This is a genomic window from Crenobacter sp. CS_VA4, from assembly GCF_055597485.1.
On sequence record NZ_JBVMAE010000020.1, the window covers coordinates 24,636 to 39,409 of the forward strand.

Sequence of the window (14,774 nt, forward strand, 5' to 3'; positions counted from 1 at the left end):
ATGATTGAAAAATGATTTGACATTATACATTGTTCGTAGTTTTTGTCAATGACATAAACAGTGGTTAATAGACCCACATATCCTGGCCTTCGGCTTCCCTCACGCCTGCCAAGCGGCCAGGCGCCGCCGAACTCGCGGGCGGCTAACGTCCGCCCACTCGAACAAGCGGCGGCTTAAGACCCGGCCGCTTGACGATCGCTCGGCAGCGCAAAGGGGACGGGCAGGACGATTGCGGCGTAGTCGGATTCGTAAAGGTTTAAAAGCCGTTGTGGTCTGCGGGCTGATTCACTATTCACTAAGGTTGGCCGAAGCCTGTCTTATCCGGCCGGATCGAGCATCAGCGCTTTCGGTCAATCTTGCCATTTATCCACAGCAACAGCACCACCTGCGGTTTTATCCACAGTTACGATCCCAACCCTCAAAACAGAGTTACCTGTCTGATTCACAACGGCCACCCACGACCACCAAATCCCCTTCGACGCCGCCGAGGACGTCACGGTCAACGGGAGGTGTCGGCGAGCACTGTCCGAGTGCCGACGCAGTCGGCGCGAGTTGCGCAGCCGCCCGTTGGCCGTGGCGCCCGCAGGGTAGCCCGCAAAGCGGGCCGGCGTCGTGGGGTCGCCTTTCTTTGCCTCCTTTCTTTGGCGAAGCAAAGAAAGGAGGTCGCCAGTCGGGCGAGACCGACAACGCTACCCTTTTCACAAATGCCACCAATTTCATAACGATAACGAGTGAAAACCACCCGCATCCCCGCCCAATCACGACGAATCCCTTACAATCCCCCTCATGAACGCCATCGACCTTGCCCGCCAGCCGGTGCTGGCCGCCCCGGCCACCGCCAAGAAACTGGAAAAACTCGGCCTGCGTAGCCGCTTCGACCTGGTGCTGCACCTGCCGCTGCGCTACGAGGACGAAACCCATCTGTTCCGCATCGTCGACGCCCCGTACGGCTCGCCGGTGCTGGTCGAGGGCGAGGTGATCGCCGCCGAGGTGCAGTTCAAGCCGCGCAAGCAGTTGGTGGTACAGATCGAGGACAGCAGCGGCACGCTGGTGCTGCGCTTCATCCACTTCTACCCCTCGCAGCAGCGCCAACTCGCCAAGGGAAAACGCATTCGCGCGCTCGGCGAGGTCCGCCGCGGCTTTCACGGCGACGAGATGGTCCACCCGAAACTGCGCGAGGTGGAGGAGGGGGCGCCGCTCGCCGAGCGGCTGACGCCGATCTACCCGACCGTCAACGGCCTGACCCAGCCGGTGCTGCGCCGCCTGGTGCAGAGCGAGCTGAAGGCGCAATCGCTGGCCGACACCCTGCCCATCGAGATCCGCCAGAAGCTGGACCTGGTGCCGTTCGCCGACGCGGTGCGGCTCTTGCACTCGCCGACTCCCGACTTTTCCGCCAAGGCATTGACCGACCCGAACCTGCCGGCCTGGCAGCGGCTGAAGTTCGACGAGCTCTTGGCGCAGCAGCTGTCGATGCGGCTCGCGTACCGCGCCCGCCGCCAGGGGCGCGCGCCGGTGATCGCCGATCACGGCGAGTTGCGTGGTCAGTTGACGGCCACGCTGCCGTTCGCGCTGACCGGTGCGCAGCAGAAAGTGGTCGGTGAAATCCTCGTTGATCTCGCCAAGCCGCACCCGATGCATCGCTTGCTGCAGGGCGACGTTGGCAGCGGCAAGACCATCGTCGCGGCGATGGCGGCGCTTGCGGCGATCGAGGCCGGCTTCCAGGTGGCGCTGATGGCGCCGACCGAAATCCTCGCCGAGCAGCATTTCCTGAAACTGTCCGGCTGGCTCGCGCCGCTCGGCATCGAGGTGGCTTGGCTGTCCGGCAGCCTGAAGAAGAAGCAGAAGACCGAGGCGCTCGCCGCGGTGGCCGACGGCCGCGCCCGGCTGGCGGTCGGCACCCACGCGCTGTTCCAGGGCGACGTGGCGTTCCAGAACCTCGGCCTCGCCATCGTCGACGAGCAGCACCGCTTCGGCGTTGGCCAGCGCCTGGCGCTGAAGGACAAGGGCGGCGAGCCGCACCAGCTGATGATGTCGGCGACGCCGATCCCGCGCACGCTGGCAATGAGCTTCTACGCCGACCTCGACGTGTCGGTGATCGACGAGCTGCCGCCCGGCCGCACCCCGATCGTCACCAAGCTGGTTGGTGCGGCACGCCGCGACGAGGTGGTCGACTACGTGCGGCGCACCTGCGCCGCGGGCGGCCAGGCCTACTGGGTCTGCCCGCTGATCGAGGAGTCGGAAGCGCTGCAGCTACAAACTGCTGTCGACACCCACCAGCAACTGACTGAGGATTTGGCGCCACTCGCGGTCGGCCTGGTGCACGGTCGGATGAAGGCTAGTGAGAAAGCCGAGGTGATGGGGCAGTTCTCCGGCAACTGGATGCAGGTGCTGGTGGCGACCACGGTGATCGAGGTCGGGGTAGACGTGCCGAACGCCAGCCTGATGGTGATCGAGCACGCCGAACGGATGGGGCTCGCTCAGTTGCACCAGCTGCGCGGCCGGGTCGGCCGCGGCAGCGCCAAGAGCGTCTGCGTGCTGCTGTTCGAGACGCCGCTGTCCGAGCTCGCCAAGGCGCGGCTGAAGGTGATCTTCGAGAACACCGACGGCTTCGAGATCGCCCGCCAGGACCTGCATATCCGCGGCCCCGGCGAGTTTCTCGGCGCGCGCCAGAGCGGCCTGCCGATGTTGCGCTTCGCCAATCTGGAAGAGGATCTTGAACTGCTGGAAGAGGCGCGCCAGCTGGCGCCGGAAATGCTGAAACGTTGGCCGAACGAGGCCGAGGCGCACCTGGCGCGCTGGCTGGCCGGACGCGAGCAGTTCCTCAAGGCCTGACGCCGGCCGCAGGCAAAAAAAACGCCCCGAACTGGTACGAAGCAGTCGGGGCGGCTTTGTTGTGGTAAGCAACAAAAAGGAGAAACCATGATGAATGAGCTGCCATGGTAGAAGCTATTTATCTTCTCTTCAAGAATTAAATAAAAAAGAATTTTCATAGAAAGGCAAGTGTCGACAGCCGCGGCGGATCGGCCAAAAAAAGGCCCCGACGGAGGAGCTGGGGCGAAAGGGATTGCTGCAAACAACAAAGGAGAAACCATGATGAAGCCCCGCCATATTAGTTTTTTTATAAAATGGCCATCAATGGTTCCGGCACGAGCGCTTGACCTGGCTCAAACCGGCCGAATGCAAAATGCAATAAATAAGAGACGCTAACAAAACCCAGCGAAGCGGTTCTGCTCGCCGCCCTGCCGCAGACCGTACAAGTAGTACGGCAGGGCAACAACACCGGGAGGGTTTTAGCTACGCAGAAACTCGGCTATGCGCTCGTTAGCGGCTCAAGAAAAAAGCCACCGCGAGCGGTGGCTTTGTGCTGGGTGCTCGGCCGACCTTAGCCGAGCAACAGCGTCGCGCCGTAGTACAGGCCGGCGGCCAGCCCCATCGAAGCCGGCAGCGTGAACAGCCAGGCGAGCAGGATGTTGCGAATGGTCGACCACTGCAGGCCGGCGCGTTCCGCGACCATGGTGCCGGCCACACCGCTCGACAGCACATGGGTGGTCGACACCGGCATGCCGAACAGGTTGGCGAGGCCAATCGACACCGCCGCGGTCAGCTGCGCGCAGACGCCCTGGGCGTAGGTCATGTCCTTCTTGCCGATCTTCTCGCCGACGGTCAGTACCACGCGTTTCCAGCCGATCATCGTACCGACGCCGAGCGCGGTCGCCACCGCCAGGATCACCCACAGCGGCGCGTACTCGGTCGTAGCCGACAGGTCCTTGCGCAGCTCGGCGATGTGCTGCTTGTCGGCTTCCTTCAGCCCCGGCAGCTTGGCGGCGAGCTTGGCCGACTCGTCCAGACACAGCAGGTTGGTACGCACTTCCCAGCGCTGCGCGGCGCTCAGGCGCCGGTAGCTCGGGGTGTCGCCGAGCAGGCCGAGCAGCGTATGGACCCGCTCATTGGTGTCGGCCAGCCGGCAGTGGTCGTTGCCGGCCGCGCTCGCCGCGCTGTCGGCCTTGGCCGGGTAGGTGTTGGCGATCAGCACCTGGTTGCTGTTGTAGAAGCTCTGCAGGTGGAGCGCGGCGTCGCGGGTGCGTTCGATCTGGTACGGCGTGCTGTCCAGATTGACGACGAACTTGGCCGGTACGATGCCGATCAGCACCAGCATGATCAGGCCGACGCCCTTTTGGCCGTCGTTCGAACCGTGCGCGAAGCTCACGCCCATCGCCGAGAGGATCAGCATAAAGCGGGTCCAGAACGGCGGGTGCTTGCGGCCCTCGATCTGCTGACGCTGGAACGGCGACTTGTGCACGTTCGACAGCGGCATGAAGCGGCGCAGCAGCGCCAGCAGGATGCCGGCGACCAGGAAGCCGACCAAGGGCGAGACCAACAGCGACATACCGACGTCGATGGCCTTCGCCCAGTTGATGCCGTCGGCCGCCGCGCCGTGGTTGAGTAGCGCATTGGTGATGCCGACGCCGAGGATGGCGCCGATCAGGGTGTGGCTGCTCGACGCCGGCAGGCCGAAGTACCAGGTGCCGAGGTTCCAGATGATCGCCGCGGCGAGCAGCGCGAACACCATCGCCAGGCCCTTGCCGGTGTTGACCGAAACCAGCAGGTCGACCGGCAGCAGGTGCACGATGGCGTAGGCAACAGCCAGGCCGCCGGCGAGCACACCAAGGAAGTTGAAGAGGCCGGACGCGACCACGGCCAGCTGCGGCTTCATCGACTGGGTGTAGATGACGGTCGCGACCGCGTTGGCGGTATCGTGAAAGCCATTGATGAACTCGAAGGCGAGGACAAATCCCAACGACAGGACCAGGGTTATGGCCACATACATGTCCAACCCTGAAAAGAGGTCCAGCATGACTGTTACGCATATGTTTTAAAGAAGGCGCGATTGTTGGCGGCTGGGCCGGTTGCGTCAAGTGGATAAGTCAACTTTGCTACGGCGTTGGTGCGAATCGCACAGCCGGGGCTGGCAATCCTTGACGGATGGAGGGTTATTACGTCTGGGTAGCCGGCTAAGCGGCTAATAAATAACGAAAAACCCCCGCGTCGGGCGGGGGTTGTCAAGACTTCGGCCGACTTTTTTTTAGCCGAATTTGCCGGTGATGTAATCCTCGGTCGCCTTCTTCTTCGGCGCGGTGAAGATCCGGTCGGTGTCGTCCACCTCGATCAGCTCGCCCAGATACATATAGGCGGTGTAGTCGGACACCCGTGCGGCCTGCTGCATATTGTGGGTGACGATCGCGATGGTGTAGTCCTCCTTCAGCTCGTGGATCAGCTCCTCGATGTGCGCGGTCGAGATCGGATCGAGCGCCGAGGTCGGTTCGTCGAGCAGCAGCACTTCCGGCTTCGACGCCACCGCGCGGGCGATACACAGACGCTGCTGCTGACCGCCGGACAGCGAGTTGCCCGACTGCTTGAGCTTGTTCTTCACCTCTTCCCACAGCGCCGCCTTCTTCAGCGCCCACTCCACCCGGTCGTCCATTTCGGAACGCGACAGGCTCTCGTACAGCTTCACGCCGAAGGTAACGTTGTCGTAGATCGACATCGGGAACGGCGTCGGCTTCTGGAACACCATGCCGACCTTGGCACGCAGCAGGTTCACGTCGATGCTGCTGCCGAGGATGTTGTCGCCCTCGAGCAGGATTTCGCCTTCGGCGCGCATGCCCGGATACAGCTCGAACATCCGGTTGAAGGTGCGCAGCAGCGTCGACTTGCCGCAGCCGGACGGGCCGATGAAGGCGGTGACCTTCTTGGCCGGAATCTGCAGGTTGATGCCCTTGAGCGCGTGGAAATTGCCGTAGTAGAAGTTCAGGTCGTTGACCTGGAGCTTGGTGGTGTTGATGGTCATGTCCGTCAAGCCTTAATGCGAAGCGGTTTTCTGGCTGGCGAGCCAGCGAGCAAGAATGTTCAGGGTCAGTACCGACAGGGTGATCAGCAAGGCACCGGCCCAGGCCAGCGTGTGCCAGTCCTCGTACGGGCTCATCGCGAACTGGAAGATCACCATCGGCAGGTTGGCCATCGGCTGGTTCATATTGCTGTTCCAGAACTGGTTGTTCAGCGCGGTGAACAACAGCGGCGCGGTCTCGCCGGAAATCCGCGCCACCGCCAGCAGGACGCCGGTGATCACCCCGGCCTTGGCCGAGCGCAGCGTCACCTGCATGATCACCTTCCACTGCGGCGCACCGAGCGCCGCCGCCGCTTCGCGCAGGCTGTTGGGCACCAGGCGCAGCATGTTCTCGGTGGTGCGCACCACCACCGGAATCACCAGCAATGCCAGCGCGAACGAGCCGGCCCAGCCGGAGAAGTGGCCGACCGAGATCACGTACACCTCGTAGACGAATAGGCCGATCACGATCGACGGCGCCGACAGCAGGATGTCGTTGATGAAACGGGTGGCCGGCGCGAGCCAGCCGCGTTGGCCGAATTCGGCCAGATAGACGCCGGCCAGGATGCCGACCGGCGTGCCGAACAGTGTGCCGAACAAGGTCATCAAGAGGCTGCCGTAGATCGCGTTGGCGAGGCCGCCGGCGCTGCCCGGCGGCGGGGTGCTCTGGGCGAACACGTCGAGCGTCAGGCCGGCGAAGCCGTGCGCGAACAGCGTCCACAGGATCCAGGCCAGCCAGAACAGGCCGAACAACATGGCGAACATCGACGCGGCCATATTGAACGCGTTGACGAAACGGCGACGCCGATAGATGGCGGGATTCATTATCTAGGAGTCTCGCGTCAGGTCGGTCGGCCTTCCTGCTTCTTCAGGCGCAACAGCAGCAGCTTGGAGCAGGCAAGAACGACAAAGGTAATGAAGAACAGGATCAGGCCCAGCTCGATCAGCGAGGCCAGGTACAGCTTACCGTTCGCTTCGGCGAACTCGTTGGCCAGCGACGAGGCGATCGAGTTGCCCGGCTCGAACAGGCCGGTGGCGAGGTTGCTCGAGTTGCCGATCACGAAGGTGACCGCCATCGTCTCGCCGAGCGCGCGGCCCAGGCCGAGCATCACGCCGCCGACCACGCCGGTCTTGGTGTACGGCAGCACCACGTAACGCACCACTTCCCAGGTGGTGGAGCCCAGGCCGTACGCCGATTCCTTCAGCATCGTCGGTACGATCTCGAACACGTCGCGCATCACCGAGGCGATGAACGGGATGATCATGATCGCCAGGATCAGGCCGGCGGTGAAGATGCCGATGCCCATCGGCGCGCCCTGGAACAGGAAACCGACCAGCGGCCACTCGCCGGCGTGCTCGATTAGCCACGGCTGGATATGCTCGCCGAAGAACGGCGCGAACACGAACAGGCCCCACATGCCGTAGATGATCGACGGAATGCCGGCCAACAGTTCCACCGCGATGCCGAGCGGGCGCTTCAGCCACACCGGGCACAGCTCGGTCAGGAACAAGGCGATGCCGAAGCTGGCCGGCACGCCGATCAACAGCGCGATGAACGAGGTCACCAGCGTGCCGTAGATCGGCACCAGCGCGCCGAACTTGCTACCGACCGGGTCCCAGGAGCTACTTGTGAGGAAGCGCCAACCGTACGCCTCGATACTCGGCAGCGCGCCGACCAGCAGCGACAGCAGGATGCCGACCAGCAGCACCAACACCAGGAAGGCGAAGCTGCGGGTCAGCAATCGGAAGAGTTTGTCGAGCAACAGCTGGCGCTGCAGGTGTTGCGCGTTCTGATACTTGCCCATGCCAAGCTCTTGACGCTGCAGGTATTGCTCGTTCGGGTACTTGTCCATGCAAAGCTCTTAGAGTTAAGACAAAAAGCCGGGGAGGGTATCCCCGGCCTTTTCGCCCGGTTGTCGATCGGGCTCGACCGACGACCCGCTCAGGGGCGAATTACTTCCACAGCACCTTGCCATTGGCGTCGCTGATTTGCTTCCAGCTGTCGCGGATCAGCGTCTTGGTGGCGGCCGGCATCGGCACGTAGTCAAGCTTCTGGGCCATGCCGTCGCCGTTGCTGTACGCCCAGTCGAAGAACTTCAGTGCTTCTTCGGCCTGTGCCGGCTTGTCCTGTTTCTTGTGCATCAGGATGAAGGTCGCGCCCGAGATCGGCCAGCTGTCCTTGCCCTGCTGGTTGGTCAGGATCAGGTAGAAGCCCGGTGCCTTCTTCCAGTCGGCGTTGGCGGCCGCGGCCTTGAAGGTCGCGTCGTCCGGCTGCACGAAGCTGCCCGAGGCGTTCTGCAGCGAAGCGTGGGCGATCTTATTCTGCTTGGCGTAAGCGTACTCGACATAGCCGATCGAACCCTTGATGCGGGTCACGTAGTTGGCGACGCCTTCGTTACCCTTGCCGCCGACACCGGTCTTCCAGCTCACCGCGGTGTTCGAGCCGATGCTGCTGCTCCACTCCGGCGACACTTTCGACAGGTAGTTGGTGAACAGGAAGGTGGTGCCCGAGCCGTCCGAGCGACGCACCACGGTGATCTTCTGGTCCGGCAGCTTCACGCTCGGGTTCAGCTTGGCCAGCGCCGGGTCGTTCCACTTGGACACCTTGCCCAGGTAGATGTCGGCCAGCAGCGGGCCGGTCAGCTTCAGTTGGCCGGCGCCCACGCCCGGCACGTTGACCACCGGCACCACGCCGCCGATCACGGTCGGGAACTGCAGCAGGCCGGATTTTTCCAGTTCTTCCGGCTTCAGCGGCATGTCGGACGCGCCGAAGTCGACGGTCTTCGACTGGATCTGCTTGATGCCACCGCCCGAGCCGATCGACTGGTAGTTCATGTTGTTACCGGTCTTGCCCTTGTAGGCCTCGGCCCACTTGGCGTACAGCGGGTACGGGAAGGTGGCTCCGGCGCCGGTGATGTCGGCAGCAAAGGCCGAACCGACGAAAGCGGTCGACAGGACAAGCGATGCGGCCAAACGAACGGTGGTTTTCATGCGAACTCCAAGTTAGCGGCGTGAGTTGTGATGGGCGCATCCTAGTCGCAGTTCTTTTCAGAAATATTACACGTAGTCGATTGTCGCCGGGCCGGCCGGTTGGACGCTGCGCATATCCCTTCTATACAATGCCGCCAACTTTACCTATATACAGGCGCATTCATGGACAAACTGGTCATCGGAAACTGGAAGATGAACGGCCGTCGTTCGGCCAACCGTGCCTTGCTCGCCGCACTGCTGCAAGAGCCCGCCTGTAACCGGAGTGGGGTCAGCGTCGCGGTGCCGGCAGTGTACCTCTCCGACGTTGCAGAACAGCTGGCCGGCCAGCCCTTGTCGCTCTCGGCGCAGGACGTCAGCCAGTTTGCCGACGACGGCGCGTTCACCGGCGAAGTGTCCGCGGCGATGCTGGCCGAGTTCGCGACCGACTATGTGTTGATCGGCCACTCGGAGCGTCGCCAGTACTTCGGCGAGGGCAACAGCCTGTTGGGTGCCAAGTTCGACGCGACGCGTAGCGCCGGTATCGTGCCGGTGTTGTGCGTCGGTGAAACCTTGGCCGAACGCGAAGTCGGGCAAGCCGAGGTGGTGATCGCGGCGCAGCTCGAGGTATTGGTCGGACGCGCGAGCGGCGATCTGGTGGTGGCGTACGAGCCGGTCTGGGCGATCGGCACCGGCAAGGTCGCGACGATCGAGCAGATTGCCGCGATGCACGCGTATATCAAGCAATGGGTATTGCAAAACGCCAAGGGGGCTGATAGTATTCGCGTCCTCTATGGCGGTAGCGTCAAGGCAGAGAACGCAGACGCGGTTCTGTCAACGCCGAACGTAGACGGTGCGCTGGTTGGAGGTGCCTCACTCGATGCCAGCGCGTTCCGAAAGATTTGCGAAACCGCCGAAAAGTTGATAAAGTATGGAAATTCTCAAGACGCTAATTTGGGTTGTTAACCTGATCTCTGCGATCAGCATCATTATTCTTGTCCTGATGCAGCACGGCAAGGGTGCAGATGCGGGTGCGGCATTCGGTTCCGGCGGTTCGTCGGGCAGTCTGTTTGGTGCAACCGGTTCGGCCAATTTCTTGAGTCGTACCACCGCTATGGCGGCTGTAGTATTTTTTGCCACGTCGTTGGGTCTCGCTTATCTGTCTGGGGGCGGAAAAAGCGATCTGGGCGTGATGGCTGGCAAGGTAGAACAACAAGCAGCTCCGCAAATCCCGAGCGGCGCTGCGAACAGCAAACCTACCGGTAGCAAAATACCGGAGTAAAACAGTTTATGTATGTGCCGACATGGTGAAATTGGTAGACACGCTATCTTGAGGGGGTAGTGGCCGTAGGCTGTGTGAGTTCGAGTCTCACTGTCGGCACCATCATTCAAAAAAACGCCACCGGGAGTCTTCCCGGTGGCGTTTTTTACTTGGAGCCAAGGGGGTCAGCGACCTCCTTTTTTTAGGGGTGTTCGGGAAATGCTGCAAAATTACTTTCCCATCTTGTTGTTTGTCATCGTCGGGCTCTTGGTCGGCGTCGGTCCTATTCTGCTGGGTAGGATTCTTGCGCCTAATAAGCCCGACCCTGAGAAACTCTCGCCTTATGAGTGCGGATTCGAAGCCTTCGAAGATGCGCGCATGAAGTTCGACGTGCGGTACTACCTCGTCGCGATCCTCTTCATCCTTTTCGATCTGGAAATTGCCTTCCTGTTTCCGTGGGCCGTGGTGTTCAAAGAGCTTGGCATGTTCGGTTTCGGCGTGATGGTTGAATTCATCGCCGTCCTGACGATTGGCTTTGTCTATTTGTGGAAAAAGGGGGCCCTGGAATGGGAGTAGAAGGAATTCTCGAGAAGGGCTTCGTCACCACGACGGCAGACAAGCTCATCAACTGGACCCGTACCGGTTCGCTGTGGCCGATGACCTTCGGCCTGGCCTGCTGTGCGGTGGAGATGATGCACGCTGGCGCGTCGCGTTATGACCTCGACCGCTTCGGCATCGTGTTCCGCCCGAGTCCGCGCCAGTCCGACCTGATGATCGTGGCCGGCACGCTGTGCAACAAGATGGCGCCCGCCCTGCGCAAGGTCTACGACCAGATGGCCGAGCCGCGCTGGGTGATCTCGATGGGCTCCTGTGCCAACGGCGGTGGTTACTACCACTACTCTTACTCGGTAGTGCGCGGCTGTGATCGCATCGTGCCGGTCGACGTCTACGTGCCGGGCTGTCCGCCGACGGCCGAGGCTCTGCTGTACGGCATCATCCAGCTGCAAAACAAGATCAAACGCACCTACACCATCGCCCGTTAAGGTACTACGTCTATGGCCTCCAAACTGGAAGCGCTCAAGTCGGTAGTCGAGCAGGCCCTGGGCGGCAAGCTGGTCTCGGCCACGCTTGCGCTTGACGAGCTGACTATCGTTTGCAAGGCGGCGGATCTGACCGACGTGGCCACCACGTTGCGCGATCACGCCGATCTGTCTTTTGAACAATGCATCGACCTGTGCGGGATGGACTACAGCGCCTACCGCGACGAGCCGTGGGACGGTCCACGCTTCGCCGTGGTCTGCCACCTGTTGTCGATCAAGCACAACTGGCGCCTGCGCCTGCGCACCTTCGCCGAAGACGACGACTTCCCGGTGGTCGCATCGCTGGTGGGCGTCTGGAACGGCGTCAACTGGTTCGAGCGCGAAGCGTTCGACCTGTACGGCATCGTGTTCGACGGCCACCCCGACCTGCGTCGTCTGTTGACCGACTATGGTTTCGTCGGCCATCCGTTCCGCAAGGACTTCCCGGTGTCCGGCTATGTCGAGATGCGCTACGACCCGGCCGAGGCCCGCGTGGTCTACCAGCCGGTGACCATCGAGCCGCGCGAAATCACGCCGCGCATCATTCGCGAGGAGAACTACGGTGGCTAACATCCGTAACTACACGCTGAACTTCGGTCCGCAGCATCCGGCCGCGCATGGCGTGTTGCGTCTGGTGCTGGAACTCGACGGTGAAGTGATCGAACGCGCCGACCCACATGTCGGCCTGTTGCACCGCGGCACCGAGAAGTTGGCCGAAACCCGCACCTACATCCAGTCGCTGCCGTACATGGACCGTCTCGACTACGTGTCGATGATGTGCAACGAGCACGCCTACTGCCTGGCGATCGAAAAGCTGACCGGCGTGGACGTGCCGCTGCGCGCCCAGTATATCCGTGTGATGTTCGCCGAGATCACCCGCGTCCTGAACCACCTGTTGTGGATCGGTGCGCACGCGATCGACATCGGCGCGATGACGGTGTTCCTGTACGCGTTCCGCGAGCGTGAAGACCTGATGGACTGCTACGAGGCGGTATCGGGCGCGCGCATGCACGCGGCGTACTTCCGTCCGGGCGGCGTCTACCGCGACCTGCCGGACACGATGCCGAAATACAAGGCGTCGAAAATCCGCAATGCCAAGGCGATCGCCGAGCTGAACGCCAACCGCCAGGGTTCGCTGCTCGATTTCATCGAGGACTTCGCCGACCGCTTCCCGAAGTGCGTCGACGACTACGAAACCCTGCTGACCGACAACCGTATCTGGAAACAGCGGACCGTCGGCATCGGTGTGGTGACGCCGGAGCGCGCGCTGCAACTGGGCTTCAGTGGCCCGATGCTGCGCGGTTCGGGCATCGAATGGGACCTGCGCAAGAAGCAGCCGTACGACGTCTACGATCGCATGGACTTCGACATCCCGGTCGGCGTCAACGGCGACTGCTACGACCGTTACCTGGTGCGCATCGAAGAGATGCGCCAGGCCAACCGCATCATCAAGCAGTGCATCCAGTGGCTGCGCGCCAACCCGGGTCCGGTGATTTCCGAGAACCACAAGGTGGCGCCGCCGTCGCGCGAATCGATGAAGTCGAACATGGAAGAGCTGATCCACCACTTCAAGCTGTTCTCCGAAGGCATGCACGTGCCGGAGGGCGAGGCTTACGCGGCGGTGGAGCACCCGAAGGGCGAATTCGGCATTTACCTCGTGTCCGACGGCGCCAACAAACCGTACCGCCTGAAGATCCGCGCGCCGGGCTACGCTCACCTTGCGGCTCTGGACGAAATGAGCCGCGGTCACATGATCGCCGACGTGGTCGCGATCATCGGTACGCAGGATATCGTGTTTGGGGAGATTGACCGCTGATGTTGTCCGCAGAATCGCTCGCTCTGATTGACCGCGAGCTCGCCAAATACCCTGCCGACCAGCGCCGTTCCGCCGTGATGGGCGCGCTGCGCATCGCGCAGCAGGAGCAGGGCTGGCTCGCCACCGAAACCATCGAGTTCGTCGCCAACTACATCGGCATCGCGCCGGTGGCGGCCTACGAAGTGGCTTCGTTCTACAACATGTACAACCTCAAGCCGGTCGGTAAGTACAAGCTGACCGTCTGCACCAATCTGCCCTGTGCCTTGTCGGGCGGCGTGGATGCGGCCGAGTATCTGTCGAAGAAACTCGGCATCGGCCTCGGGGAAACCACCGCCGACGGCAAGTACACCCTGCTGGAAGGGGAGTGCATGGGCGCTTGTGGCGACGCACCGGTATTGCTGGTGAACAATCACAAGATGTGCAGCTTCATGACGCCGGAAGCGATCGACCAGAAACTGGCGGAGTTGGAATAAATGGCTATCTTCGTCAATGGCGTGATTTTCGAAGGGGTCGACACGTCCGATCCCAATTGCTGGCGCCTCGACGCCTACATGGCGCGCGGCGGCTATCAGGCGCTCAAGTCCATCCTGTCGGCCAAGATGCCGCAGGAAGACGTGATCGCCGAAGTGAAGGGCTCCGGCCTGCGCGGCCGTGGCGGTGCGGGCTTCCCGACCGGCCTGAAATGGTCGTTCATGCCGCGCTCGTTCCCGGGTGACAAGTACGTCGTCTGCAATAGCGACGAGGGCGAACCGGGCACCTTCAAGGACCGCGACATCATCGTCTTCAACCCGCACGCGCTGATCGAAGGCATGATCATCGCCGGGTACGCGATGGGCGCCAAGGCCGGTTACAACTACATCCACGGCGAGATCTTCGAAGCCTACGAGCTGTTCGAAGCGGCGCTGGATGAGGCCCGTCAGGCCGGTTTCCTCGGCGAGAACATCCTCGGCTCCGGCTTCAACTTCGACCTGTTCGCGCACCACGGCTACGGCGCCTACATCTGCGGCGAGGAAACCGCGCTGCTCGAATCGCTGGAAGGCAAGAAAGGCCAGCCGCGCTTCAAGCCGCCGTTCCCGGCGTCGTTCGGCCTGTACGGCAAGCCGACCACGATCAACAACACCGAATCGTTCGCCTCGGTGCCGTTCATCATCAAGGACGGCGCGCAGAAGTTCCTGGAACTGGGCAAGCCGAACAACGGCGGCACCAAGCTGTTCTCGATCTCCGGCCACGTGAATCGTCCGGGCAACTATGAGATCCCGCTCGGCACCCCGTTCTCCGAACTCTTGGAAATGGCCGGCGGCATGAAGGGCGGCAAGCTCAAGGCGGTGATCCCGGGTGGTTCGTCCGCGCCGGTGCTGCCGGGCGACATCATGATGCAGTGCACGATGGACTACGACTCGATCTCCAAGGCGGGATCGATGCTGGGTTCCGGCGCTGTGATCGTGATGAACGAGCATGTCTGCATGGTCAAGGCGCTGGAGCGTCTGGCCTACTTCTACCACGAGGAATCCTGCGGTCAGTGCACGCCGTGCCGTGAAGGCACCGGCTGGCTGTACCGCGTGATCCACCGGATTCTCCACGGGGAAGGCCGTCCGGGCGATCTCGAATTGCTGGATTCGGTCGGCAACAATATGGCAGGGCGCACCATCTGCGCGCTGGCCGACGCCGCCGTCTTCCCGGTTCGTAGTTTCACCAAGCACTTCCGCAATGAGTTCGAGTACCTGATCGAACACAAGAAGCCGCTGGTGAATCACAAATGGTGTTGAG

The 14,774-nt window shown here is 62.2% G+C and carries 14 protein-coding genes and 1 tRNA gene; 10 read left to right on the top strand and 5 right to left on the bottom strand.

The genetic code is table 11. The annotated features are described in order from the left end of the window. Positions 1-786: 786 nt before the first annotated feature. Complete coding sequence (recG, locus tag ACZ2IA_RS16975; RefSeq protein ID WP_470293776.1) at positions 787-2,832, top strand: ATP-dependent DNA helicase RecG; 2,046 nt, start codon at positions 787-789, stop codon at positions 2,830-2,832. Between the two features lie 550 nt (positions 2,833-3,382). Here recG and ACZ2IA_RS16980 read toward each other — a convergent pair. The 5 genes from ACZ2IA_RS16980 to pstS form a co-directional block, all read right to left on the bottom strand. Then, on the bottom strand, positions 3,383-4,855 hold the full coding sequence (locus ACZ2IA_RS16980) for an inorganic phosphate transporter (RefSeq protein WP_470293777.1): 1,473 nt from the start codon (positions 4,853-4,855) through the stop codon (positions 3,383-3,385). Between the two features lie 228 nt (positions 4,856-5,083). Continuing rightward, on the bottom strand, positions 5,084-5,848 hold the full coding sequence (gene pstB / locus ACZ2IA_RS16985) for a phosphate ABC transporter ATP-binding protein PstB (RefSeq protein WP_470293778.1): 765 nt from the start codon (positions 5,846-5,848) through the stop codon (positions 5,084-5,086). A gap of 12 nt (positions 5,849-5,860) precedes the next feature. Continuing rightward, complete coding sequence (pstA, locus tag ACZ2IA_RS16990) at positions 5,861-6,709, bottom strand: phosphate ABC transporter permease PstA (RefSeq protein ID WP_470293779.1); 849 nt, start codon at positions 6,707-6,709, stop codon at positions 5,861-5,863. A 17-nt stretch (positions 6,710-6,726) separates the two neighbouring features. Then, on the bottom strand, positions 6,727-7,689 hold the full coding sequence (pstC, locus tag ACZ2IA_RS16995; RefSeq protein ID WP_470293807.1) for a phosphate ABC transporter permease subunit PstC: 963 nt from the start codon (positions 7,687-7,689) through the stop codon (positions 6,727-6,729). A 148-nt stretch (positions 7,690-7,837) separates the two neighbouring features. After that, positions 7,838-8,875 carry a phosphate ABC transporter substrate-binding protein PstS gene (gene pstS, locus ACZ2IA_RS17000; protein ID WP_470293780.1) on the bottom strand — a complete coding sequence of 346 codons (1,038 nt, stop codon included), beginning with the start codon at positions 8,873-8,875 and terminating at the stop codon, positions 7,838-7,840. 162 nt (positions 8,876-9,037) lie between these two features. Between pstS and tpiA the strand changes: the two genes are divergently transcribed. The 9 genes from tpiA to nuoF all read left to right on the top strand — a co-directional run bounded on the left by tpiA (position 9,038) and on the right by nuoF (position 14,773). Next, positions 9,038-9,817, top strand: a complete 780-nt coding sequence (gene tpiA, locus ACZ2IA_RS17005; protein ID WP_470293781.1) for a triose-phosphate isomerase — start codon at positions 9,038-9,040, stop codon at positions 9,815-9,817. After that, positions 9,783-10,133, top strand: a complete 351-nt coding sequence (secG, locus tag ACZ2IA_RS17010) for a preprotein translocase subunit SecG (RefSeq protein WP_470293782.1) — start codon at positions 9,783-9,785, stop codon at positions 10,131-10,133. Before tpiA ends, secG begins: the two co-directional genes overlap by 35 nt. Before the next feature lie 16 nt (positions 10,134-10,149). Continuing rightward, positions 10,150-10,235 (top strand) — tRNA-Leu (locus ACZ2IA_RS17015). A gap of 96 nt (positions 10,236-10,331) precedes the next feature. Then, positions 10,332-10,688 (top strand): NADH-quinone oxidoreductase subunit A, encoded by a 357-nt coding sequence (locus tag ACZ2IA_RS17020; protein WP_470293783.1) that lies wholly within the window; start codon positions 10,332-10,334, stop codon positions 10,686-10,688. Continuing rightward, a complete protein-coding gene (locus ACZ2IA_RS17025) occupies positions 10,679-11,155 on the top strand; it encodes a NuoB/complex I 20 kDa subunit family protein (protein ID WP_289830603.1) in 477 nt (158 codons plus the stop codon). Before ACZ2IA_RS17020 ends, ACZ2IA_RS17025 begins: the two co-directional genes overlap by 10 nt. A gap of 12 nt (positions 11,156-11,167) precedes the next feature. After that, entirely contained in the window at positions 11,168-11,761 is a 594-nt protein-coding gene (locus tag ACZ2IA_RS17030; RefSeq protein ID WP_470293784.1) for an NADH-quinone oxidoreductase subunit C, read from the top strand. Continuing rightward, positions 11,754-13,007, top strand: a complete 1,254-nt coding sequence (locus ACZ2IA_RS17035; protein WP_470293785.1) for an NADH-quinone oxidoreductase subunit D — start codon at positions 11,754-11,756, stop codon at positions 13,005-13,007. Before ACZ2IA_RS17030 ends, ACZ2IA_RS17035 begins: the two co-directional genes overlap by 8 nt. After that, positions 13,007-13,480 (top strand): NADH-quinone oxidoreductase subunit NuoE, encoded by a 474-nt coding sequence (gene nuoE / locus ACZ2IA_RS17040; protein WP_470293786.1) that lies wholly within the window; start codon positions 13,007-13,009, stop codon positions 13,478-13,480. The genes ACZ2IA_RS17035 and nuoE overlap by 1 nt, the downstream gene beginning before the upstream one ends. After that, entirely contained in the window at positions 13,481-14,773 is a 1,293-nt protein-coding gene (gene nuoF / locus ACZ2IA_RS17045; RefSeq protein ID WP_470293787.1) for an NADH-quinone oxidoreductase subunit NuoF, read from the top strand. Position 14,774: the final 1 nt, after the last annotated feature.